Annotated in this window: 22 protein-coding genes, 2 tRNA genes and 2 pseudogenes; 14 read left to right on the top strand and 12 right to left on the bottom strand. The window is 44.2% G+C overall.

Annotated elements, in window-relative coordinates:
- Positions 1–52 precede the first annotated feature (52 nt).
- Together FD32_RS07935 and FD32_RS07930 are read right to left on the bottom strand one after the other, a co-directional pair.
- Complete coding sequence (locus FD32_RS07935) at positions 53–1,411, bottom strand: SLC45 family MFS transporter (protein WP_047768118.1); 1,359 nt, start codon at positions 1,409–1,411, stop codon at positions 53–55.
- A 15-nt stretch (positions 1,412–1,426) separates the two neighbouring features.
- Positions 1,427–3,481 (bottom strand): glycoside hydrolase family 31 protein, encoded by a 2,055-nt coding sequence (locus tag FD32_RS07930; RefSeq protein ID WP_047768119.1) that lies wholly within the window; start codon positions 3,479–3,481, stop codon positions 1,427–1,429.
- 207 nt (positions 3,482–3,688) lie between these two features.
- Between FD32_RS07930 and FD32_RS07925 the strand changes: the two genes are divergently transcribed.
- A complete protein-coding gene (locus FD32_RS07925; protein ID WP_082126041.1) occupies positions 3,689–4,609 on the top strand; it encodes an AraC family transcriptional regulator in 921 nt (306 codons plus the stop codon).
- A gap of 51 nt (positions 4,610–4,660) precedes the next feature.
- Here the strand turns inward: FD32_RS07925 and FD32_RS07920 are convergent, their stop codons facing one another.
- Both FD32_RS07920 and FD32_RS07915 read right to left on the bottom strand, forming a co-directional pair.
- The gene (locus FD32_RS07920) at positions 4,661–5,572 is read right to left on the bottom strand and encodes an EamA family transporter (RefSeq protein ID WP_047768121.1); all 912 of its coding nucleotides are present in this window, start codon (positions 5,570–5,572) and stop codon (positions 4,661–4,663) included.
- Positions 5,573–5,664: 92 nt separating this feature from the next.
- Complete coding sequence (locus tag FD32_RS07915; RefSeq protein ID WP_420323851.1) at positions 5,665–6,369, bottom strand: matrixin family metalloprotease; 705 nt, start codon at positions 6,367–6,369, stop codon at positions 5,665–5,667.
- A gap of 168 nt (positions 6,370–6,537) precedes the next feature.
- On the opposite strand from FD32_RS07915, the gene FD32_RS07910 reads away from it, so the two are divergent.
- From FD32_RS07910 to FD32_RS10045, 11 genes and pseudogenes are all read left to right on the top strand, one after another.
- A complete protein-coding gene (locus tag FD32_RS07910) occupies positions 6,538–7,017 on the top strand; it encodes a DUF7679 family protein (RefSeq protein ID WP_047768123.1) in 480 nt (159 codons plus the stop codon).
- A 67-nt stretch (positions 7,018–7,084) separates the two neighbouring features.
- Positions 7,085–7,157: transfer RNA gene (locus FD32_RS07905), tRNA-Gln, on the top strand.
- 121 nt (positions 7,158–7,278) lie between these two features.
- A complete protein-coding gene (locus tag FD32_RS07900) occupies positions 7,279–8,142 on the top strand; it encodes an NAD(P)-dependent oxidoreductase (RefSeq protein ID WP_047768125.1) in 864 nt (287 codons plus the stop codon).
- A gap of 57 nt (positions 8,143–8,199) precedes the next feature.
- A complete protein-coding gene (locus tag FD32_RS07895; RefSeq protein WP_047768127.1) occupies positions 8,200–8,529 on the top strand; it encodes a hypothetical protein in 330 nt (109 codons plus the stop codon).
- 66 nt (positions 8,530–8,595) lie between these two features.
- A tRNA-Glu gene (locus FD32_RS07890) sits at positions 8,596–8,668 on the top strand.
- Between the two features lie 676 nt (positions 8,669–9,344).
- Entirely contained in the window at positions 9,345–10,310 is a 966-nt protein-coding gene (locus tag FD32_RS07885) for an IS30 family transposase (protein ID WP_047768133.1), read from the top strand.
- Positions 10,311–10,354: 44 nt separating this feature from the next.
- Positions 10,355–10,576, top strand: a pseudogene (locus FD32_RS07880) (IMP dehydrogenase); the annotation flags it as partial.
- 403 nt (positions 10,577–10,979) lie between these two features.
- Positions 10,980–11,765 carry a carbon-nitrogen family hydrolase gene (locus FD32_RS07875; protein WP_047768141.1) on the top strand — a complete coding sequence of 262 codons (786 nt, stop codon included), beginning with the start codon at positions 10,980–10,982 and terminating at the stop codon, positions 11,763–11,765.
- A gap of 20 nt (positions 11,766–11,785) precedes the next feature.
- Positions 11,786–12,964 (top strand): pyridoxal phosphate-dependent aminotransferase, encoded by a 1,179-nt coding sequence (locus tag FD32_RS07870; protein ID WP_056962162.1) that lies wholly within the window; start codon positions 11,786–11,788, stop codon positions 12,962–12,964.
- Positions 12,965–12,982: 18 nt separating this feature from the next.
- Positions 12,983–13,945: a ketopantoate reductase family protein gene (locus tag FD32_RS07865; RefSeq protein WP_047767540.1), complete on the top strand. Its 963-nt coding sequence runs from the start codon at positions 12,983–12,985 to the stop codon at positions 13,943–13,945.
- 58 nt (positions 13,946–14,003) lie between these two features.
- Positions 14,004–14,135: pseudogene (locus FD32_RS10045) on the top strand (transposase); the annotation flags it as partial.
- Positions 14,136–15,352: 1,217 nt separating this feature from the next.
- On the opposite strand, the gene FD32_RS07855 reads toward FD32_RS10045, so the two are convergent.
- From FD32_RS07855 to FD32_RS07820, 8 genes are all read right to left on the bottom strand, one after another.
- Entirely contained in the window at positions 15,353–15,781 is a 429-nt protein-coding gene (locus tag FD32_RS07855; RefSeq protein WP_056962161.1) for an ArpU family phage packaging/lysis transcriptional regulator, read from the bottom strand.
- 4 nt (positions 15,782–15,785) lie between these two features.
- Positions 15,786–16,124, bottom strand: coding sequence for a hypothetical protein (locus tag FD32_RS07850; RefSeq protein ID WP_047769011.1), 339 nt, complete (start codon positions 16,122–16,124; stop codon positions 15,786–15,788).
- A gap of 315 nt (positions 16,125–16,439) precedes the next feature.
- Positions 16,440–18,200 (bottom strand): DNA primase family protein, encoded by a 1,761-nt coding sequence (locus FD32_RS07845; RefSeq protein WP_053003058.1) that lies wholly within the window; start codon positions 18,198–18,200, stop codon positions 16,440–16,442.
- Positions 18,187–19,233: a phage NrS-1 polymerase family protein gene (locus FD32_RS07840; RefSeq protein WP_152666527.1), complete on the bottom strand. Its 1,047-nt coding sequence runs from the start codon at positions 19,231–19,233 to the stop codon at positions 18,187–18,189. Before FD32_RS07840 ends, FD32_RS07845 begins: the two co-directional genes overlap by 14 nt.
- 27 nt (positions 19,234–19,260) lie before the next feature.
- Entirely contained in the window at positions 19,261–19,446 is a 186-nt protein-coding gene (locus tag FD32_RS07835) for a hypothetical protein (protein ID WP_047769008.1), read from the bottom strand.
- A gap of 135 nt (positions 19,447–19,581) precedes the next feature.
- On the bottom strand, positions 19,582–19,800 hold the full coding sequence (locus FD32_RS07830; protein ID WP_047769006.1) for a hypothetical protein: 219 nt from the start codon (positions 19,798–19,800) through the stop codon (positions 19,582–19,584).
- A gap of 24 nt (positions 19,801–19,824) precedes the next feature.
- Positions 19,825–20,097 (bottom strand): helix-turn-helix domain-containing protein, encoded by a 273-nt coding sequence (locus FD32_RS07825; RefSeq protein ID WP_053003057.1) that lies wholly within the window; start codon positions 20,095–20,097, stop codon positions 19,825–19,827.
- Between the two features lie 14 nt (positions 20,098–20,111).
- Entirely contained in the window at positions 20,112–20,324 is a 213-nt protein-coding gene (locus tag FD32_RS07820; protein WP_047769002.1) for a helix-turn-helix domain-containing protein, read from the bottom strand.
- Between the two features lie 128 nt (positions 20,325–20,452).
- Between FD32_RS07820 and FD32_RS09930 the strand changes: the two genes are divergently transcribed.
- Positions 20,453–21,316 carry a helix-turn-helix transcriptional regulator gene (locus tag FD32_RS09930; protein WP_082126065.1) on the top strand — a complete coding sequence of 288 codons (864 nt, stop codon included), beginning with the start codon at positions 20,453–20,455 and terminating at the stop codon, positions 21,314–21,316.
- Between the two features lie 416 nt (positions 21,317–21,732).
- Complete coding sequence (locus tag FD32_RS07810) at positions 21,733–21,957, top strand: Arm DNA-binding domain-containing protein (RefSeq protein ID WP_056962160.1); 225 nt, start codon at positions 21,733–21,735, stop codon at positions 21,955–21,957.
- Positions 21,958–22,006 lie beyond the last annotated feature (49 nt).

Raw genomic sequence — 22,006 nt, 5'->3', positions numbered from 1 at the left:
AAAGGATGAAGCTGGGAAATCCAACTTCATCCTTTTATTTTGCAATCAATTACTATGCCTTTACAGCTACTCCTTCGTGAACTCCGTGAACCGCGATAGCGGCACAGAAGAGGGAAATACCCGCAATCAGCATCATCATTGGCTGGCTATGACCAACTAATGGGAAGATGAGAAAACTCATTAATGAAGCCACAATCTGCGGCAGGCAAATCCCAATATTAAACAGCCCGATGTATGCCCCTTCGTTTTGCCCGTTTAGCGATGAAGTAAGAAGGGTAAACGGCATGGTGTGGATAGTGAAGTAGCAGATTCCAAAGAGGATAAATGCAACAACCGTTAGCCACTTGTCGTGAACCATCGAAACCATAATTAAACCAATTCCACCAAGAGTCAGACCGGTAGCGTACCACTTTTTCCGGGTTGTCGTTTTGGCGTGGGAATAGAGGAATCCCCAGCAGATTCCAGCGATACTTAGAATAGCGGTTAAGACCCCGTACCAGTTACCTGCGGCCTGGAAGCCCGCACTGGTTGGGTTGGTAGTGTGCCAAACGTTCTTAGCAAGCGCCCCCGTCGTGTAGGTCCAGACATACATGATACCGACCCAGGAGAAGAATTGAACCAGGCAGAGTTCCCAGAAGGCACGGGGAGCAACTTTTACCAGGTGGAATAAGCTGACTGATTTCTTGTTAGCCTTCGGATCGATGCCGTGATAGCGGGCGTAGGTTTGTGGATCATACTCCTTAACGTTGAAGACAGTCCACATACTGGTGATTAAGAGAACCACCGCTGCCACTACGTAGGCGTAGATAACCGTGTTGGGAACGACACCCTTCTTGGCGGTGTTCTGCATCCCACAGGCAGTAAAAATAAACGGTAGCAGAGAAGCCAAGATTCCTCCACCATTGAAGAAGATTTGTTGGAGTGACCAGGCAAAGTTCTTCTGCTTATTATTAACCATGTCACCGACAATCATCCGGAATGGCTGCATACAGATGTTATTGAAGAGGTCCATGAAGCAAACGGCAAATGCCGCAAAAATCATGGCAGCCATTGAGCCATAGCCGAATCCTAGGGAGCCAGAGAACGGTAGCATCAAAAGAACGATGGCCGCAATCGGTGCCCCAAAGAGGAGATAGGGCATCCGCCGACCGAAACGATTCCAAGTCCGGTCGGAATACTTACCAACCAGGGGCTGAACGATCATCCCCATTAAGCCGGGGAAAATAAAGAAGAATCCCAGGTTGTTCGGGTTGGCCCCAATGGACTGGAATATCCGGCTCATCTGCGAGCTTTGCAGGGAAAATCCCATGTTAATGCCGAGAAAACCAAAGGTGATGGAGAATATGACCCACTTCGAGAGGTCCGGCAAACCCGCATCAAGGTTAACCTGTTTAGTCTTTTTATCATTCATGATTCCCACCTCCTGCTAGTCCTTTTCTGCTGGAACCGTGAAGTCGAGCAGACTCTTTAGTGGGTGTTGGGCACGGGTGAAGAGGGGAATCGTGTCAATTGGGCACGGTACGGTCACAGTTTGCCCCCCATGGTAGGTCTTCTTTGTTTTAACATCAATCCAGTCCTCGCCAGCTGGTAAGTAGACGTCACGTTCGCTTTGTCCGGCGTGTAGAATTGGTGAAACTAAGACGTCCGGTCCGAACATGTACTCGTCTGAAACATCCCATGTATGATCGTCCTTCGCAAAGTCGTAGAAGAGAGGCCGAATGACAGGGGTTCCCTTCTCATGGGCAGCCTTCATCTGGTCCATAACGTACGGCCGAATTGCTTCCCGCATGAAGAGGTACTTCCGGAGAATTTCGTAGGTGGCCTTTGGGTACTTGTAGATTTCGTTAAAGGCTCCACTGCCGAATGGTTGGTTAAACATCCGGTCAGCGTGTTCAATTGTTTGTTCTGCAGGTTCACGGAAGCCGTGCAGGCGCATTACGGGGCAAAAGGTCCCAAACTGGAACCACCGGGTTAAAAGCTCGTGGAACTTTGGGTCCTTAACGTTTCCACCGGTAAAGCCACCAATGTCGGTTGTCCACCAGGAAATACCGGAGAGTCCGGCGTTGAGCCCCGCAACCACCTGCTTCTGGAGGGACTCAAAGGTGGAGTGAACATCACCGGACCATAGGACAACACCATACTTTTGACTGCCGGCCCAGACACACCGGACGAGGTTGACAATCTCCTTTTGTCCCGCGGCTTTTTGCCCTTCATAAAAGGCCTTAGCGTAGTCTAATGGATAAATATTGCTTAACTTGAGAGCCGGGCCTTGGTAGTAGCGGAAATGGTCAAAGTCGTACAGGAAACCATATTCAGGTTCCGCTTCGTCAAGCCAGAACATCCGGACACCATTGTCATAGTAATGCTGCTTGGCCTTATCCCAAATGTACTTCCGGGCATCCGGATTAGTAGCATCGAAGAAGGTTTCGTTGCCCATAAAGTGGTAGGAATCTTGATACATCCGTTCAGCCCGTACCAAGTAACCCTTGTCGTTCATTTCGTCGTAATTTTCACTGTTAACATCGACGGTTGGCCAGATAGAAACCATCAGCTTGATCCCCATCTTATTCAACTCGTCGACCATTGCCTTCGGATTTGGCCAGTACTTAGGATCAAATTTCCATTCACCTTGGTTTGGCCAGTGGAAGAAGTCGATGACAATTACATTGATTGGTAGGCCCTTATCCTTATATTCGTGAGCAACCTTCAACAGTTCATCTTGGGACTTGTAGCGGAGTTTGCACTGCCAAAAGCCACTGGCAAACTTCGGCATCATTGGTACCCGACCAGTTGCATTAGTGTATTGTTCAACAATCTTAGCTGGTGAATCAGCGGTGGTTACCCAGAAGTCAAGCTGGTCGGTATCCTTAGCCTCCCACTTGGTTTCATTATTGGCAAAGGTAACTTGACCAATAGCCGGGTTATTCCACAAAAATCCATAGCCACGATTAGAAAGGACAAATGGTACAGTGGCTTGGGTGTTCCGCTGGGCTAATTCAAGGATGCAGCCCTTGTAGTTGAGTTGTTTTTCCTGCCGTTGCCCCATTCCGTAGATTTTTTCACCATCGAAGGCCTCAAAACGCATCGTTGCCTGGTAGTCACCGCCAATGATGGGCTTCAGTTCCCGGCCAGGGATGCCTAACGGACTCGTCTTTTTACCGCCGGGCTTGACCTGCCACCTTTCTTCCAGCAACACCTTGCCGTCGCTATTAGTGACCGTTAGCCAACCGAAGCGGTTGATTGATGCCGTGATATTGCCGTTTTTAATCTGGCAGGTGTTAGCCTCCTCATCAATGGTGATTTGGTCTGCCGTCCCGGTCTGGTTTTTGGAGTAGGTAAGTGCCCAATCCTGGTTAGGAGTAAAGCCGCTCTTTTTAGTTACCCGAAAACGGAGGCTGTCCTTGCCCCAGGGTTGAATAAGTAACTGTTCAGCAGCGTGCTCCCAGTACAAACCATTGTCTTTTTTCTCGATAACTGCCATACAAATACTTCCCTTCAGTCAATCTGTTATAATGGATACGATTAAGTTGTCATAAACAACTTACACTTATTGTTATATTATTTTGGGAAAATGTATGTAACCGCTTTACTGGTCGAAAAAGTGACCTCTTGTGTCAAAGGCTGGTCGGTAGTGAACAAATATCACGGGAAATGTAAAAAGACGTGGACAGATGTGAGGTGACCCGTAATGGAAGTGGACAAAAGTAATATCCAGGTATACTTATTTAACAGTGACCGTCCCTTTCACCATTATGCCTCCGGACAACTGACGGTGAAGAAGGGGACCCACTACGAAAGTGATGACCGTATTGCCGCATATGAGTTGCTGGTTTGTTCAGGCGGAAAGTGCCAACTGATCACCAATCAGCAGGTGCACCAGCTAAAGCGGGGAAGCTGTCTGGTTGTTGAACCACAGACCAGTATTCAGGTTATTAGCGAGAGCCCCCAGGTTGACCTCTATTGGTTCCAGTTTCTGCCTAAGGATGATCGGGAGTTAGTTGACTTTCAGGATGTTCAGACGGCGACCCACAGTCGCCAGCAACTCAGCCGACTAGTTAATAACGTAATTATTCCGGAAGAGTACCAGGTTCGTGAATTCAACCGAATCAATACTGCCTGCCTCCAGGCCCTCCTCCTGATCAAAGGAAACTATTATACAGATGCCCTGCCTTCTTACGTGGTCACCGAGTTGATGCTTCAGATCACCAATGACTTTATTGCTAGCCTGAATCACCTAACCCGGACTAACCCGCGGGCTGTGGAAATCATCGACTGGTTGAGTGACCACCTGGATGAGAAACTGACTGTCCGTAAACTAGCTGACCACTTCGGGATGAATTACCGTTACGTCAGTCGGCTAATCAAAAAAGAGACGGGGGTGACCGCCTCCAACTTGATTATTCAAAAAAAGATTGAGATTGCCTGCAACCTGTTACTCCACTCAAATCTGCCATTGAAGGTTATCGCTGACCGGGCCTACTTTAACGATGAGAAGTATTTCTTGCGGATCTTTAAGAAGCGGGTCGGTCAGACACCAACCCAGTACCGCCAACAGTACATGAGTGATTTTTTGTTAAATGACACGAAGACCCGCGAAGGTAAGAAATGACACAAAGACGCCACGGTGAACCGAAAATATGTTCAACGGGGCGTTAGTATTTTATTTATTACCATGCCAGAGTGGAATGCGGATGTTGAGTGCGAGGACGGCAACGATGACGAGAATGGACCCGATCACGTCCGCACCAGTCATGTGGAGGTTAAAAATTAGAACAGAACCAATCGTTGCGGAGAGTGGTTCGAAGGCGTCCATCAGACTGAATGTCGTGGCGTCAATGTACTTGAGGGCGTTGTTGGCCAGCTGGAAGGGGATCAGGGTCCCAATAATTAGAACGCCTAGCCAGCAGATCCAAATCACTGGCATGTTAGGAATATGCGGCTGGGCTGGATGAATGGCTAACAGGACAATGCCAGAGAAAAGAAGTCCCCATCCGGTGATGACTAGCGAAGGTACCCGGTTGGTCCGCAACATGTTTTGGGGAATTAGGGTGTTAGTGGCGACCCCAACCGCGGAGAGGAGTCCCCAGAAAAGAATCATCGGCGTAACCGCCAGTTGGTTGAAGTACCCGTGGGTGGCGATGGTGAGGACGCCGAGAAAGGCAATTAACGCACAGATAACTTCAATCCGGCGTGGTGGAATATGCCTAAAAAGTGCCTGATAGGCGATGATGAAGAAGGGCCCCACGAACTGCAGGATGGTAGCAATTGATGCGTTTCCGTACTGGACCACCATGAAGTAACAGAACTGGACCGGCAAAAGGCCAAAGATCCCGTACGAAAAGATAACCCAGGCATCATGGGGATGTTTAAATATCTGGAAGGGATGGTCGCCGTGAAGCTGACTAAACAGGACCAGAATTATTCCTGCGGCGGTCATCCGACTTTGGGTCAGCCAAAGGGAGGTCACCGAACTGGACGTATTGAAGATTCCCTTGGCAAACAGGCCGGAGATTCCCCAGAATGTACAGGCGGTGATCACCATTGCAATCCCCAAAACTTTTTTATTTTTCATTGTAAATCCGCTTTCTACTAAAATTTTACACAGATATTATTTTAACATACTAAAAAAGCAGCAGGACCACAAAAAAGACCTGCTGCGGTTAATTATTGAAAGTTCTTAGTGGTTTCGTTATTGTTTGGTGTTGAGTCTTGTGATTGTGGGCGGTTGGAGTAGAGTTTCTTAACTGCCTGTACATCGCGGGGCTGGATGGAGTAGAAGGAGCCCGCTGGCTGCATGACTGAGGCGGCATCAGAGTGCTGGAGCCCGATGGCATGACCTAGTTCGTGTTCAGCGGTATTAATGATCCGCTGCTGTGAGTAGCCGTAGGTCGGGTTCAGGAGGTAGCCGGCGTTGAGGTTAACATCTGCATGGAGAATGTAACCGGTCGTGGCGTCCATCTTGGTATTGGTCAGTCCGGCAGCACCGTCGTTTTGTTCATTAATTGCGTCGACGACGATGTCCGCCTCGTTTTTATTATTGGTTTGGTGGAAGGTAAAGGCACCGGTTTGGTTCCACTGGCTAATTGCGCTTTCGGTCGCACTACGGAGGACTGGATTTGATAGGTCGACGTAGACGGTAGCGCTTGGTTGGGTCCACCGGGCGCCGTTTACCGGGGTACTGCTTTCCTTCTCCCGGTCAATTGGCTTAGTGACGGCGATTGGCTTTTTGCCCATGAGACGGTTAATGCCATTTTGAATGAAGACCTCAGTCTGCTGGGCACCAATGTTTAACGCCGTTTGAAAAGCGGGACTACTCTGGTAAATGCTGATGATCCAGGTGAAGAGGATCAGGTAGAGCAGGACAAGCAAAAAGTGTGGCCTCTTGATTGTGTTCATCTCCTTAATGCTGATATTTTATGAAATAACTATCAATTAGTCTATCGGTTTGCTTAGCTTTTTACAAATAGTTAAAAAAGGTGCAGCATGGAGGTGAAAGCTGCGGTATAATATCACTGGAATTTTAAGGGAGGGTTTGCAATGGCAACCGTGTTTGAAGTTCATGTCAAGTTAAGTTGGGGACCAGAAAAAGATTACTTAGTAGCGAACGATGTCGAGCCGGGATTAGCGCACCGCCTGGCAACACGGGAAAACTGGCAGGAAGTGATGATTGACGCACTGATTAACGTACCGGTAGCGCCGTACCTGCCAGATAACGCGGTTCTACCACCGATGGCGACGGCCAAGGTCATTAGTGTGCGGGCCGTTGACGACAGTGATCCAGCGGTTGCTGACCTGCAACGTACCCGGAGCCAATTCATCATGGCAGCGGTTTGGCAAAAGCAAGATGAGGACGCAGACTACAACTATCTGCGGCATGACTATGTTCCAGAAACCCAGGAACAGATTAAAGCGGACGTTGCTTACTGGAAGAACGGCACGCAAACGCCGGCTGTAGTGGCGAAGACGAAGGCCCGGATTGCTAAGCAGGAGCAAGAATACGCGGCAGCAAAAAAATAAATTAAAAAAACTATTGACTAGTTCGGTATTTCTTAGTATAGTAGTTACTGTTGTTAAGCAACGTAATTGGGCATTCGCCAAACTGGTAAGGCAGTGGACTCTGAATCCATAATTTACTGGTTCGAGACCAGTATGCCCAATTTTTTTATTTGTGGAGTCTTGTGAGGACAGTGATTGTCCTGGCAAGGCTTTTTTATTTCCCGGGAAATTTTGGGATGGTGTATGATAGGAAATAAATAGAAGCAGGAAGGGCTGAGAGAAATGAAGATTGGCTTTATCGGTACTGGTGTGATGGGGACCGGAATCATCAACAACCTCTTAAAACATGGTAATGACGTAACGGTTTATAACCGGACCAAGGCGCATGCCCAGGCGGTCCTTGACCAGGGAGCAAAGTGGGCTGCTACGCCGGCGGCAGCAACCACCGGGAACGAAATCGTCTTTACGATGGTAGGCTTTCCCCAGGACGTTGAGGAAGTCTACTATGGCCAAGCTGGGGTCCTGGCTGTGGCCCAGCCTGGTCAGTACCTGGTCGATATGACCACCAGTCGACCGTCACTTGCCCAGCGGATTGCAACTGATGGTGAAAAGAAGGGGACCCATGTTATTGATGCACCTGTTTCCGGCGGTGATGTGGGCGCTAAGAACGGAACCCTGACGGTAATGCTGGGTGGTCAGCGTGCGGATGTTGACGCGATTGCACCTGTTCTTGACCAGTTCAGTGCGTCACGGCACTACTTTGGCCCGGCGGGGAGTGGACAACATACCAAGGCCGCTAACCAGATCATGATTGCCGGGACGATGACGGGGATGACCGAGATGCTGGTTTACGCAAAGCAGGCGGGTCTGGACTTAAATGAAGTTATTAAAACCGTCGGTGGCGGGGCCGCAGCAAACTGGAGCCTGAGTAACTATGGGCCTCGGGTCTTGAGGGGGGATTATACCCCGGGATTTTTTGCTAAGCACTTCCTGAAGGACCTGCGGATTGCGCTGGAAGAGGCGGATAAAATGGACCTGGACCTGCCGGCAACCAAGGAGGCTAAGCGCCTGTATGAGGAATTAGTAGATGGGGATGGATTAGGCAGTGATGGCACCCAGGCACTGATTAAGCTGTGGTGGAAATAATACCGTTTTACGGGCCTATCGTTTCCTGATACAATAGGTCGAGTAAGGAGAAAGAAAATGGCTAGTAATTCTGATTCTATCTATTATGTGTTGACAAAACTGAAACACCATCCGGAGCTGATCAAGCTTTGTGAACCACGGTATACTAACACGGTCTTTATCCTATTTTCGGATAAGCTCAAGATTGCGGACAGCAGCTTTTACTTTCCCAACATGCGCTTGATGGTTAACCGCCTGGCCAACGAGTTCGTGGCCAAGAACGGTGACCTGTTAGATTATTACTTCCAAAAGATTGGCGGGAGTGCGAAGTCCTACCACGACGCCTGGATTACAACATCACACCTGCCAAAGAAGCATGTCTATTTGCTGGAACTCTCCTTTGAGTAGATCTTTTTTTAGAAAAAACGTTGACAAGACCGTATTGGATAACGTACAATTTCACTTGTACGTTATTGCCCGCTGGTCAAATTGGTTAAGACGTCGCCCTCTCAAGGCGGAGTTACGGGTTCGATCCCCGTGCGGGTGATTTTTTTGTGTTTTCATAGTTTCCAATAGCTTACAAACGCCGGTATATCAGCATTCTTGATTTTGCGGAAAACCTATAAAACACTATTAAAAACAAGTTTTGCGGAAAAATTGCGGAAAAATAAATCGCTTGTCGGTGGGATAAGGTCGCTGTTTCAGCGGCCTTTTTGTTTTGCTATGCGGAAAAAAGAGCGATCACAGTGGGATAATTAGTGCTTACTGATTATCAAGCAGGACAATACCAGACCTATCAATATTATTCCCCACCAATTACCATCAAAGATAAATAACATATTCTCACCACTTTTTTGTTCTAAAACGGCGGCAAAAGTATCCTCTTAAACACCACTGTTTGCCTTAATAACGGGGTTTGTCTGATATACCCCCCTCCCCCCTAAAATTTTTAAAATAGAGTCTGTGTGCAAGCAAACGGCAATGTGTGCGCTTTTCTTGGCAGCAATGTGGGGCGGGGGATGTTTCATGCTAAAATGTATGTGTATGGTGATTTGTGAGAGGCGGTCTCAGGACCGTCTTTTTTTCTGGATAAAATGCTAGGCTCTCCTAGGGTTCGTTGGCGGTATAAGTTTTGTTAGGCTTTGTTAGGCTTTTGGCCAAAACAAAAAAGCCATTTGTGATAGACTTTTGAGTATCCCTAATCAAAAGAAAGGCAATCACAAATGACCTACAAACATCTTACCACACGTGAATTAACTCTCATAGCTGAATTTTATCGTCAAGACACTCGAGCTTATCGAGTTGCTAAATCACTAAAGCGTAGTGCTGAAACAATTTATCGAGTTTATCGTTACTTGGATACGGGCAAGACAATTACGCAGTATTTAAAGCAGTACCAACGGAATAAGCGCCGTTGTGGTCGTAAACCAATGACGTTACCTGATGATGAAGTAAGTTACATTACCAAGCAAGTTAGTCAAGGTTGGACGCCAGATACCATTATTGGTCGGTCAGAGAAGAAAAGCAGTTGTAGTATGCGGACGCTTTATCGCATGTTTGCTCGTGGTCAATATGGCTTTGATGTTAAGCAGTTACCAATGAAAGGTAACCGTCACCCAAACGGCTACGTTGAACGGCGTGGGAAAGCTGGCCATCTTGGTCGCAGTATTTACCAACGTTACCGCGATTTTCCACATTACCAACATGAATTTGGTCATTTAGAAGCTGATACGGTTCAAGGGAAAGCTCACCATGGTGCTGTGATGACCCTAGTAGAACGGATTTCAAAAGTTGAGATTGTTTTGAATGTCCATCACAAAACGGCCGAGAGTGTGAACTATTATTTGGACCAATGGCTATCAAAACAGCCTCGTCATCTTTTTAAGTCCATCACCTTTGACAACGGTAAGGAATTCGCGGGCTGGCGTGAGATTGCCAATAAGCACGATATCCAAACATATTTTGCGGAAGTCGGTGCGCCTAATCAGCGAGGGTTAAACGAAAACACCAACGGTATTCTTCGGCGTGATGGTCTGAGTAAAAAGAAAGACTTCCGTAATCTCCCGGATGAATTAGTTACTCAGCTAATGTCATACCGGAACAATATTCCACGGAAGTCACTGCACTACCGCACACCCATTGAGGTATTCATGGAGAATATCACAGATGCACAGTTAGTTTCTTTCTAACTTAATTTGACATTTCAGGAATCAAAAAAGGAGTGTCTAGTCACATGTCAAACTGGGATACTAAGTTTGTCAAGAAAGGGTTAACGTTTGATGACGTCCTTTTGATTCCTGCAGAAAGCCACGTTTTACCAAACGAGGTTGATCTTAGTACGAAGTTAGCAGATAACATTAAGTTAAACATTCCGATCATCAGTGCCGGAATGGATACCGTTACTGAAGGAGCAATGGCCATTGCAATGGCGTTACAAGGTGGACTTGGGGTTGTTCTCTTTAAGGGGGTTGCTGCCGGACCGGTGATTGCTAGTGGGATGACTTACCTAATTGTTAGTTTATTTAACCTACATTATTAAGGGCCTTGACATAAAATAACAGAAAGATTAGAATGAGATTAACAATATTTAATATAACTAGTAGATGAGTACTTATTGCCCAGTGTTTAGAGAACTTCCAGTTGATGAGAAGGGAGCCACTGGGGATAAGGAAGATGGTCTACTAATGGTTTTACTGGTGAGCAGGTGCAAGCCAGTGACGGTTAAGTTCCGTTAATAACTTTAAGTTGATGACTTGTTAAGGCTGTTACTGCGAAGTAACAGTAAATTAAGGTGGTAAAACGGGAGCTCTCGTCCTTGTTGGATGGGAGCTTTTTTTATTTGATGAGGTGGTAATGCAATGAAGATTAAAGTAGCTTTGGCACAATTTAATATCCAATTTGCCGATCCTGATAAAAACCAGCAACGGGTAGCAGAACTAACTAGTATTGCGGCTAAGGCTGGTGCTGATGTAATTGTTTTTCCGGAAATGTGGAATATCGGTTATGCACTTAATCAGTTGGATCGACTGGCTGATGATGGTGGTCGGACTACCACAAAATTATTTTATCGATTAGCACGACAATACCAAATTAGCATTGTTGGTGGATCGGTGGCGGTTAAGGAAGGTGGACACTTCTATAACCGAACATTAATCGTTGATCCACTTGGCCAAGTTGTTGGTAAGTACGATAAGGTTCACCTCTTCCGGTTAATGAATGAACATCGATATTTAACGGCTGGTAATCAAGAAAATTACTTTCGTTCAGTGGGAGTGCCGAGTGCGAGTTTCATTTGCTATGATCTTCGCTTCCCTGAATGGATCCGGACGGTAGCCCGTCACGGCTCGGCAGTCCTTTATTTTCCTGCTGAATGGCCAGCAGTTCGGATCCCTCAGTGGACGACGATGCTAAAAGCTCGAGCAATTGAAAATCAAGCCTTTGTGGTCGCTGTTAATCGGGTCGGGGATGATCCAGATAATCATTATAATGGTCATTCACTTGCAATTGATCCATTGGGGAATGTAATTGCTGATGCGGGCGAAAATGATGGGATTACTTACGCTGAATTAGATCTTACTCAGTTAGCAACGGTTCGAGGTGCAATCCCTGTTTTCGTTGATCGGCGCCCAGATTTATACAAATAGTAAAGAAGGGAGAAAGCAAAATGGAATTTCAACAATCAAAGTTATTAGGTCGATTACCGAAGCAATTCTTTGCCAGTTTGGTTGCCAAGGTTAACCACAAGATTGAATCAGGGGTTGATGTGATTAATCTAGGACAAGGGAATCCGGATAAGCCTACGCCGGAGTACATTGTTAAGGCAACTCAAAAATGGGTTGCCGATCCAGCCACTCATAAGTACTCGCCCTTTCAAGGATTACCTGAATTTAAGCAGGCGGCTGCTGATTTTTATGCAGAAAAGTACGGAGCTCATTTTGATCCGGAAAAAGAAGCGGCTATCCTAGGAGGATCGAAAATTGGCCTGGTTGAGCTTCCTTGGGCATTAATGAATCCTGGTGATACTTACTTATTGCCTGATCCTGGATATCCGGATTATTTTTCTGGTGCTGCTTTAGGTGGCGTTAAGTTTGAAACCGTTCCGCTACTTGCTAAGAATAACTTTTTGCCTGATCTTAAGGCAATCCCAGAAGCGGTTGCTCAACGGGCGAAGTTTTTCTACCTTAATTACCCGAACAACCCAACAGGTGCGGTAGCAACAAAGAAATTTTATGAAGAGCTAGTAAGCTGGGCTAAGAAGTATCACGTTGGTATTATTAGTGACTTTGCCTATGGAGTACTTGGCTTTGATGGGCAAGCACCACGGAGCTTCATGCAGACACCAGGAGCTAAGGAGGTGGGAATCGAATTCTACACCTTCTCAAAGACCTTTAACATGGCCGGTTGGCGGATTGCTTTTGCTGTCGGTAACCAGGATATTATTGGTGCCTTAAACCTTATTCAAGATCACCTCTTTGTCAGTCTTTTTCCTGCATTGCAACGAGCAGCAATCGATGCCCTTCAAGGTTCACAACGGGATGCTGAAATTGCTAAAATTGTTGGTCGTTACGAGGAACGACGGAATGCCTTTGTTGATGCTGCAGAGAAAATTGGCTGGCACGCCTTTGTACCGAAGGGGACCTTTTACGCGTGGATGCCGGTACCGGCTGGGTATACAAGTGAATCCTTTGCCGACTTGTTATTAGATAAAGCCGGTGTTGCGGTGGCACCCGGAAATGGATTCGGTAAATATGGTGAAGGATATGTCCGGATTGGTTTGCTGATTGAACCGGCACGGCTGAAAGAAGCGGTCGCTCGAATCGCTAAGTTACATTTGTTTGATTGATTTAAGGAGGAAATTCAAATGACATTGAAGTATACAGTATTAGGTGCAGGGGCAATGGGCCTTCGTTTTGGGGTACTGCTTCAAGAACTATCAGGAGCCAAAGTTGATTTTGTTGATAATTGGGCACCAGAAGTAAAAACAATTCAACAACAAGGCGGTGTATATGTTTCTCGGGACCATGAGAATCGCCACTTGGTACCAATTAAGATTTATTCGCCGGAGGATTACCAAGGAGATCCCGATGTCTTCATTGTCTTTGCTAAGCAGATGACCCTGGCAGATCTTCTGAAGCGGAGTGCTCACTTCTTCCATCCTGATCATCAATATGTCTTTTCTGGAATGAACGGGATGGGACATATTGAAAAGATTAACCAATACTTCCCCAAGGAACATGTCGTGGCCGGAACCTGTCTAATTGGGACAGTGTTAAATAAGGCGGGGGATGTCGACTTTATTGGAAAGTCCGGCGCCGGTTCGATTAATATGGCAGCCCAGACAGAGAAGGCAGATGATCGGGTTAAGCAAATCGTGGCCGACTTTACTGCAGCTAACATTAATCCGCACTTAAATAATAATTTTCTGGGGACATTATTAACGAAGGTTGTCTTCAACTCCGTAATCAATACTATCTGTACGTTGTTTGAAATTCAAATGGGGCAGTTTATTGATTACGATGGTTCCGAGAAGCTCGGCAAACAGCTGATTAATGAAGCATATGATGTTGCTGAACGGGCAGGAATTCAATTATTGAGTACCCGTGAAGAGGAATGGCAGACAATTAAGTACGTTAGTTCGGTAACTAATCCGTTGCACTATCCATCAATGTACCAGGATATGTCCAAGGACCGGCCAACTGAGGTCGATTACATCAACGGTTATATCTATCAGTTAGGTAAGAAGTATAATTATGAAGCCAGCACGCATGACTTCTTACGGAACCTGGTTCATTTGGCGGAAAATACCCGGAAATTCCGGAAGTAAAAATATTATTGAATGGTAAAGGGGCTAAGTTTGAGCCTTGGCCCCTTTATTGTTTGGCAATAATAAAATCAAGATAATCAAACGGACCGCATATGGCTATCGCAACTTCTTCCATTTTCGGATTAGGATTCTTATTTCGTTGAAGACTTCTAATCTCATGATTCGTGAATTATCAAAAAAGAAGAACTAGACCAAAAGCCAAAGTAGCTTAGTCTAGTTCTCCAAAATCTCTTCATCCTTACTGATTGACAAAGAGCCTTTATTTTGTGTTCGCAACAATATGGTGGAAAAACGTAGGTTTTCGTAGGTTCATGATGACAATTGATGACACTAAAAGGCTCTACCATGCGATTTAATCACAGGTTTTCTAAGGTTCTGTGGGGATGATAAAACCTAAGGTAAAAGATCGGCTTCAATGTTGAGTTTTGTTGTTTTCTTTTGCCCTTATACCGGCATTTTAGTGTAGATTTTCGTAGGCTGTACGATGAAGCAATAAGTTAATCGCTTCAGGTGGTTCTAAGGCCCGTTGTACGTGTGTTTGCCATGTATTCAAGTAAGTGCAAAAAGGCCCGGTTCTTGCTCTTTATTGGCTCTCACAGTGGTGGGGCTGGTTCACAATAATTCACTAAATCGGGTTATCGTAAAACGCCATAAGGTGCTACGTATCAGCTTTTAGCCTGTTCGGGGATGTCTGGTAATGTGAATACAAAAAGGCCGCTACCAAGTACTGGCAACGGTCTAGGTTAGTTTTTGTTAGGTAGATGGCAACACTAAGAAATGCTAAGTTTTTCAGCCCCCGCCCGGCATATCTTAAAAATAAGCACCATAGTTAATGCCACACAACTAATGGCCAGCGACAGAAAAATTGTTTTTGGGGGAGGGGGTGTACAAAGTTTTGCCTAGTTGGTAAGGTGGACAATCGTTTCCAGTTTTTTCCTGTTTTCGGGACTTTTTGGAATACTCTCAGGCCACCATATTGCTTTAACTTCACAAGCTAAAACGGGCATGAATACACTGCTAAGCGTCTTAGAAAGGCCCGTGTATCAGGTTAGCCCCCTAGGGGTGAAACTTTGAAAAATAGTGCCCATGTGAAGAATGATGGTACTGTGTGCTGCTCTCCACAACCGGAACCGTAGGGCGGGGTGAAAAACTGCGAATTGTCCACTTTTGTCCACCTTGTTACTTAGTCAGCAACTTTGTAGAGTAGCAATGCACTGAAGTATTGCATATCATCATAAAAATCTCGTTCGTTATTGTCATGAGTAGCGGTATGAGTGAACTTAATATCGTAAACATAGTAGTCAGGATGTTGATTGATCCATGAATTGATTTCTTTGTCTAAGGTATCGCCGTTCTCATAACCAGTAATTAATTTTGTCTGTGTCTTTATCATAAGGTAAATTTACCTCATTTCATTATTCTTAAATCTCGTCCATGTGCTGCGTAGTGGTTAGCAAACTCAATCAATGCGGCGCGTTGCTTTGTCTTGGTTTGCGTAGAACTATAACCAATGGCCTGTTCTATTTTGAACATTGGTAGGTGATTGATGTACTTGTTGACTAGGATAGTCTTACCAACTCCAGTACATTCTTTCATCGTCTGGACAATTAAGCCTAGTTCTTTCCTAGCATCAATGGCCTTAATTACTTGCATCTCTGTGCTATTCAGATGGTTAGTGTGTGATGGTGTACTGTCAAACGATGGTGAATGATACAAGCCACCTAGTGAATCGCCGGCCAATTGCTCCAGTTCGTCAACGTCTTGTTTAAAGAATTGCCGTACATTAGCAGCGGTGGCTTTCTCATCAACTGATTGAAACTTAAATAGTACACTCAACTCTTCACCCTCTAATTAAATGGTATTGTCTGGCTTCCTCATCGGTGATATGTAACGTAATTAAGATAGCTGATAAGTCTGATATATCATCCCCAGATGTTGGTATATCAAGGTCATCAAGGTGTTGTCTAATGGCCTTATCAGTCTGCTTAATATCAGCCTTACACTTTTTCAATAACTGATCGTATTTATAACTCAGCTCTTTCAGTTGTTTCTTATTATGTTCAGTAATTAGTCTCATTAGTTGATTGCCGTAAAATGCTAAGCCAGTAATCTCGTTATTTAATTCAGCATTTCTGGCCACCAACTCAGCAGCAGCTTTTAATGTTGTATCTCTGTTCATATGTCCATCTCCCTAATTCCTCACCTCTGTGGTAGCTTTGATAGCTCTCACAGGTGGGGTAAATCAAAATGGGACAATGTCCCAGTGTTGTCCCAATGATGTCCCATTCAAACCCTTACGCGTTCTAAGAATCGTCCCATTTGTCCCACTATTGAACCTATACTCTTTTTATATTTAACAATCTGCTGGCTTATTTACTTTTTCAATTTATAACGCCAAGTAACGTAGAAAGTGGGACACGTGGGACAAACCTTACAGCCCCAACGGATAAGCGTGGGACAAAACTGGGACACGAGTGGGACAATGTCCCATTTTTTATCCAATGTTGATTGTTGGCCTGGTTTTGCTCCAGTCATTAATAATCTTGTTCCATTCGTTTTTAAGCTCTTTATTGACCCAAGAATGAAGATGTTGGCCGTTTGATGTGTAAACTTTCTTATTTTCAAAACCATAATCAGAACATAATTTGTCGCCTAATTTTTTCTTACTCATAATGGTTCGGCCCTCAGCATTACACCAAAAACGATAATCAGAATAGGCATCATCTTTTTTGAAATAACCATCTTGGAATAAGGACGGGTTATTTTCTTTAACGTTTTCCAGCCATTCAGCTACCGGGTCATTATGTTTAAGCCATTCATTAGTAGCTTGTTTGATTGATGTGGGCCTTGTCCAACTGTCGCGCCCTAGTCCTTGCTGGTGTCGCTTTAATACCTTATGGAACAACTCCAGGCATTCACCCACAAACTGTGGTCGTTCTGCTTTAACCTTTTCCATGTCATGATGTTGCCAAAAATGATTAGAACTTTTACGAGTATCACCATTGATGAACTTAATAACATTGGCCCGGTCTGCTAATGCACTGTTAGCATCACTAGAACGCAAGTCTGGCAAGTGGTTAGCAGACCAAATATTTTTAGCCCGGCTAACGAAAGTAAATGATGATTGACCTTTAAACTCAGCTCTGATTGAGTCACCACCAACTAAGCCTTTCAATGCGCTTACGTCTTGAATTAACTTGTCTGAAATGTCGGGAACAACATTTAGTTCCTTACTATATAAATCACTAGTAGCAAAGCGGTTGTTTCTGTCACCCATGGTTTGCGGGTCTAAAGCGGAAAAGTTATCAGGGCCGATTAGGTATTCCTTGATGAAATTCAATAGAGTAGATTTACCCTCTCCACTTGCACCGTGTAACAAGACAAAATCTTGAAAAGTGCTGTGATTAGGGTAGAAACAGAAGCCAATGAACTCTTTTAAAAAGGTTGCTGCGTCTCCTACCATTTCATTCAGTAGCTTGTCTGTGTTAGGTGCATGGGGGTGATTTAGGTCAACGATATAATCATGCAAGTTCAGCAAGTAATCGTTCTTATTGTGGGCCTGTAATTCATTAGTTCTGAAGTTGTAAGTCCCGTTTCTGAATGCCACCAGGTAGGGAGTTACTAGTTCTTCAGGGGTATTGGCCCGCCGGTTTAAGGTATATGCCTTAGCTAGGTTCCTGGTTTGTGTGATACCGGCGTTTAGTGTATGCGATTGACGGATACCCCAGCGGCCTAGCGTCTTAATTAATTGCTTATTGAATACGTTGAACATTTCCTTGTTATTGAGCCGTTTCCAGGCACCTAAAGGCTCTTTGTACTCAATTCCACTTTCTAACTGTGAAAAGGTTTCAATAGGGTAGGCTTGAAAATACTCTTTCATGTATTCGGCCCAGTCTACACCAATATCAAGGGCTTTTTTTGACTTATTCACGTATAGAAATAGCCATCTAGGTAGAAAATAATTAAAAAGTTTTTTCCAACAGTTTATATGGTCAGTAATTCCAGCGGCGCTAAGTTTTTCCTTTTCTTCCTTACTGATGCTTGATGGTTTCGTGGTTAATGCGTAGGTGGTATTGAATGGTTTTAGCTGTAAGTTAGCTTTAAATAGTGTAGTAATGTCAGAAACGTGGTAAGTGTCACAAATTAATACTTCTAATTCACTATTGAAATCTTGACCAATTCCATACTTAACTTTGAATGTGTCTTGTTGTAATTCTTCTACTGTGGGCATCTTATCCTCATCATTCTTCACCATGTACTATCATTCCCTTATACTGTTCAATTTTTCGATCCCGTTGGCCTTGTTTGTAAGCAATTGCCCGGCTGATAGTTCGTTGACCGTATGTCCCAGCGCCATCGTTCCTGTTCCATTTAGGACGATACAGGTTTGTCTGTTTGTATATCTCATCAATTAACTTACTGTCATACTCACCAACGTAGTAGCGAACCCAGTAGGCAAGCATGCAACAACAGGCCATGTCTTGCCTGGACGGGTCATAGTAGATTAATTCACCATTCCAATCAGGAAACTTTTTCCCGCTTTCTTTCGTGCTGATGTCTGGTAAATCAGCCGTACACCACCAATTGAACTGGTCAGCGTCTGAACCTCTCAGAATTAAATACATTATCTGCTTGCCCTGGGCGCTTAATACCCCGTGTGATAGCTCTGTATCACTGAATGAATCATCAACCTTGATAGGTGGGGCATACTTGCCAAAAACCAGAATATTAAGTTGTTTCCAGGTTTCCTGGTCAATGGTAGTAATCTTTAAAGGCTCTTCAGGGTCTAATACATTGCCGGTTAGGGCTACTAAGCGTTTGCTAGTGTATAGTTCCCGGCTGCTTTGCTCAGGATGCTTATTAAATGCTTCAACAGTATCATCAACTTTAAAAATGAAATGTAACCCGCTTTGCGATTGACTAGCCTCACAATAAGTATGGTCCAGTAGGTCTAATATGTCGTCAATCTGGTTACGTTCACCTAGGTTATGGTTAGCTATCACAGTGGGGATGTTGTCCAGGTCTAGGAAACCCCAGCCATCATCAATAATGAAACCAGGGCCGCCATAATGCGTTACCTTAACTCGTTTAGGGTGAGTATCAGCATAGTTCTGTGTAGTTATGGCCTGTTGATATGTTGCCCAGGTCTGCGGGTCAATGGTGGACGCTGAACCTCTACACATATAACTATTTAGGTTGCATGGTACTTTCTTACGACTATGGACACTGTTAGGATGCTGAGGGTTCTTCTCATAGAACCAGGCAACCCAGCGCCGATCATTCTTCATTTCTTCTGGAAAATCCATTGAATCACCTCACAATAAGGCAAGAAACTGTTGTGCTAATATAGTTGCCACCGGGTGATTCTTAACCTTGCATAGGTCTTTGATGAATTGACGGGCAAACAGTTGTTGCTTGTCCGTAGTTGGTGGCAACTGATTCAGCATGGCAAGCAGTCCTTGCCGATCTTTCGTTGTTAAGTTAATTTGTTCAATCTTCATTTATTTCAGTCCTTTTTTATTGATAGGACTTGGTATAATAGAAATAGGCCGTAAACGGCTGTATTGCAGGGCTATGTCAAACTACTGTGTGCAAAGCGGGTTTGATATAAGCCCTTTTCTTTTACACCAAGCAAGCTAAAGCTCCCGGGTATCGGTCTGATTGTTCCTATCCAGCGCTTCCCAATAAAGAACGTTGTTCAATTCGTGTATATCGTTGAACATCTTGAAAGTACGTTTCTCAAACTTAGTGAGTTCCCGGCCCTTGAGGTCATCATCAATATGCTTTTTGAGATAGTCTAATTTCTCTTGAATGTCATTCAGGATTAATTTCTTGTATGAACTGCGATCAATCATGGAACTCCCCGCCGGTAAGCTAGTTTATTGTTCAATCTGTTCCATGAAGCGATCTAGACTATCCTTTTTGTAACGCTTAACGCCCTCAATCTGAACGACTGGAATTTTGTAATTCCTAATCCATCGGTTAAAAGTGCTTGGTGCTACGTGAAGATACTTACAGGCTTCCTGTTGCGTCATATAAGGACGGTAAGCATTTTTCTTCAGAGCTTGCGCTACCGCCGTTTCAATTGCACTTTGAACCATCTCTTGTGTAGCCTGTTGCAACTCTGGCGGTAGATTTACAGAAACGTTCATTGAATCCATCTTCCTTATTCGTCTGTTACGGTTTCTACGTTGTTTAACCAATGATTTACACGTTGGTAAATTGAATTTTGTACCGCTAACGGTGTGGAATCATTAATTAACTTGCTCATGGTTGGTAAGGAAACGCCGATTTCTTTAGCTAAATCATCACGGGTTAAATGATTCAACCCTTTAACTGTTAATAATTTACGTTGTTGCTTTACCGTAAAAATTTCCATTTCATCACCCCCCCCTTTTTTTCTTCCATTTTGGAATAATTATATTCTTCCAAAACGGAAATATCAATTATTTTCTTCCAAAAAGGAAACTCTTTAGTTATAATGAAGTTGCTAAAGGGGTGCGAAATATGTCTACTAAACAAAAAAAGCCCCGCAATCGAATTGCGGAACTCAGAAAAGAAAAACATTTGACCATTCAGCAACTAGCCGATGAATTAGGCGTTGCTAATGGAACAATTAGCCGTTATGAACAAGGCTCTAGAGAACCCAAACTCAGCACCTGGGAGAAATTAGCCGATATATTTAATGTATCTGTTTCCTATATTACTGGTGTTTCTGATGAACCCGGCAAAGATAGTAGCCGTTTACGAAGTATTCGCAATGCTAAACACTTGTTGATTCAGCAAGTAGCGGACGCTTACAATCAGGAAGCCGATAAGCTATCAGTATTTGATCATAAAGAAAAGCATATCAGCGCCCAAACCATTGAGAACATTGAGAATGGCAATTATCAGCCCTCTAAACATGAATGGGAACTGTTGGCCTGGTCGTTAAATGTTCCTCAATTCTACTTGTCTGGCCACTCAAACGACAAAATAGGGTGGCAAGAATGGGCGGAAGCTACTGGATATTCTGTTGACCAGCTTAAAACTGAGGTTCAGCGTTTGATTAAGACTGGTCGAATTGATAAAGATGAAGATATTCAGCGTCAAATTAGTTATGCTGTTCAAAGTCTAGATGGTCATGTTCCCACAACAACTACGGGAACTATCAATTGTATTCAAGAAAAGATACATGAGTTGTTAAACGATGTTGATAATGCTTTTCTGGTTCAAAAGTCAACACCAGTTTCCCAAGATTCATCGCTTATGGTAACCAATGCTGGTGATACTCATGTTCGGAAAGATATGGATGAACAAGCCTACAAACAGATTGTTGATATTCTTAACGGAACCCAGCTCAAATTAGGCCAAATCCATATCAAACGTTAATAAACTAGCTTTATAGGCTCTCACGGTGGGGCAATTCAGGGGATGGCCTAACCAAACAAAAAAGGATAGCCGTTTAGCTATCCCTTATTGATGTGAATGTTTTTCTTTTAATTGTTTAGCAAATGCCTTCTTTAAACAATTTATGAAACTCTCGCGTCTTTTTTTCTTATTCAGGAGTGACATGAGAATCATCAAAAATAACTCCTTTTAAAGAATGATCATTCCATCGCTTATCAGAAAAAGGTTTTTTAGTCATTAGTATTCCTCACTATCAGAAATAATTGCTTATCATAGTTTTATTTTACAATATTAACCATTACCCAGGTATACCACCCGTGTAAGCCTATGGGGTTGCTCCCTTATCAGCTAACCTCATTCATCCCCGCCGGTAAGCGTGATGGAAAGAGGTTTTATCTATGAGTTACGCAAAGAAAGCGAAAAATGGATACTATGGTATCGCTGAGTACCAGACTAAAGACGGCAAACGCCACCAAAAAAGCGCCGGTTGTTTCAAACTGAAACGGCAAGCGCTGGCTGAAGCGGACAATTTACAAAGAGAACTGGATAAGGTCAATACTGATCTTCACGATATTACCTTAGTAGATTATTTTGATCGCTGGTTTGATCTTTATTATAACTGAAACTTGAAAGCCCTGAATTGCAATGAAATCATTGTGGTTCAGGGCTTTT

The sequence above is a fragment of the Limosilactobacillus panis DSM 6035 genome (assembly GCF_001435935.1).
In the GTDB taxonomy this organism is placed as follows: Bacteria; Bacillota; Bacilli; order Lactobacillales; family Lactobacillaceae; genus Limosilactobacillus; species Limosilactobacillus panis.
The sequence above is the reverse complement of the archived record's forward strand: the minus strand, read 5'-3'. Positions and strand labels throughout refer to the sequence as shown.

Bases quoted from the DNA above. Each gene is read 5' to 3' on its own strand.
- FD32_RS07920 (WP_047768121.1), bottom strand. From the start codon at position 5,572: ATGAAAAATAAAAAAGTTTTGGGGATTGCAATGGTGATCACCGCCTGT.
- FD32_RS07910 (WP_047768123.1), top strand. From the start codon at position 6,538: ATGGCAACCGTGTTTGAAGTTCATGTCAAGTTAAGTTGGGGACCAGAA.
- FD32_RS07870 (WP_056962162.1), top strand. From the start codon at position 11,786: ATGGAATTTCAACAATCAAAGTTATTAGGTCGATTACCGAAGCAATTC.
- FD32_RS07810 (WP_056962160.1), top strand. From the start codon at position 21,733: ATGAGTTACGCAAAGAAAGCGAAAAATGGATACTATGGTATCGCTGAG.
- FD32_RS07825 (WP_053003057.1), bottom strand. From the start codon at position 20,097: ATGAACGTTTCTGTAAATCTACCGCCAGAGTTGCAACAGGCTACACAA.
- FD32_RS07875 (WP_047768141.1), top strand. From the start codon at position 10,980: ATGAAGATTAAAGTAGCTTTGGCACAATTTAATATCCAATTTGCCGAT.
- FD32_RS07845 (WP_053003058.1), bottom strand. From the start codon at position 18,200: ATGGTGAAGAATGATGAGGATAAGATGCCCACAGTAGAAGAATTACAA.
- FD32_RS07930 (WP_047768119.1), bottom strand. From the start codon at position 3,481: ATGGCAGTTATCGAGAAAAAAGACAATGGTTTGTACTGGGAGCACGCT.
- FD32_RS07900 (WP_047768125.1), top strand. From the start codon at position 7,279: ATGAAGATTGGCTTTATCGGTACTGGTGTGATGGGGACCGGAATCATC.
- FD32_RS07835 (WP_047769008.1), bottom strand. From the start codon at position 19,446: ATGAAGATTGAACAAATTAACTTAACAACGAAAGATCGGCAAGGACTG.
- FD32_RS07830 (WP_047769006.1), bottom strand. From the start codon at position 19,800: ATGATTGATCGCAGTTCATACAAGAAATTAATCCTGAATGACATTCAA.
- FD32_RS07820 (WP_047769002.1), bottom strand. From the start codon at position 20,324: ATGGAAATTTTTACGGTAAAGCAACAACGTAAATTATTAACAGTTAAA.
- FD32_RS07885 (WP_047768133.1), top strand. From the start codon at position 9,345: ATGACCTACAAACATCTTACCACACGTGAATTAACTCTCATAGCTGAA.
- FD32_RS09930 (WP_082126065.1), top strand. From the start codon at position 20,453: ATGTCTACTAAACAAAAAAAGCCCCGCAATCGAATTGCGGAACTCAGA.
- FD32_RS07935 (WP_047768118.1), bottom strand. From the start codon at position 1,411: ATGAATGATAAAAAGACTAAACAGGTTAACCTTGATGCGGGTTTGCCG.
- FD32_RS07865 (WP_047767540.1), top strand. From the start codon at position 12,983: ATGACATTGAAGTATACAGTATTAGGTGCAGGGGCAATGGGCCTTCGT.
- FD32_RS07840 (WP_152666527.1), bottom strand. From the start codon at position 19,233: ATGAAGAATGATCGGCGCTGGGTTGCCTGGTTCTATGAGAAGAACCCT.
- FD32_RS07850 (WP_047769011.1), bottom strand. From the start codon at position 16,124: ATGAACAGAGATACAACATTAAAAGCTGCTGCTGAGTTGGTGGCCAGA.
- FD32_RS07925 (WP_082126041.1), top strand. From the start codon at position 3,689: ATGGAAGTGGACAAAAGTAATATCCAGGTATACTTATTTAACAGTGAC.
- FD32_RS07895 (WP_047768127.1), top strand. From the start codon at position 8,200: ATGGCTAGTAATTCTGATTCTATCTATTATGTGTTGACAAAACTGAAA.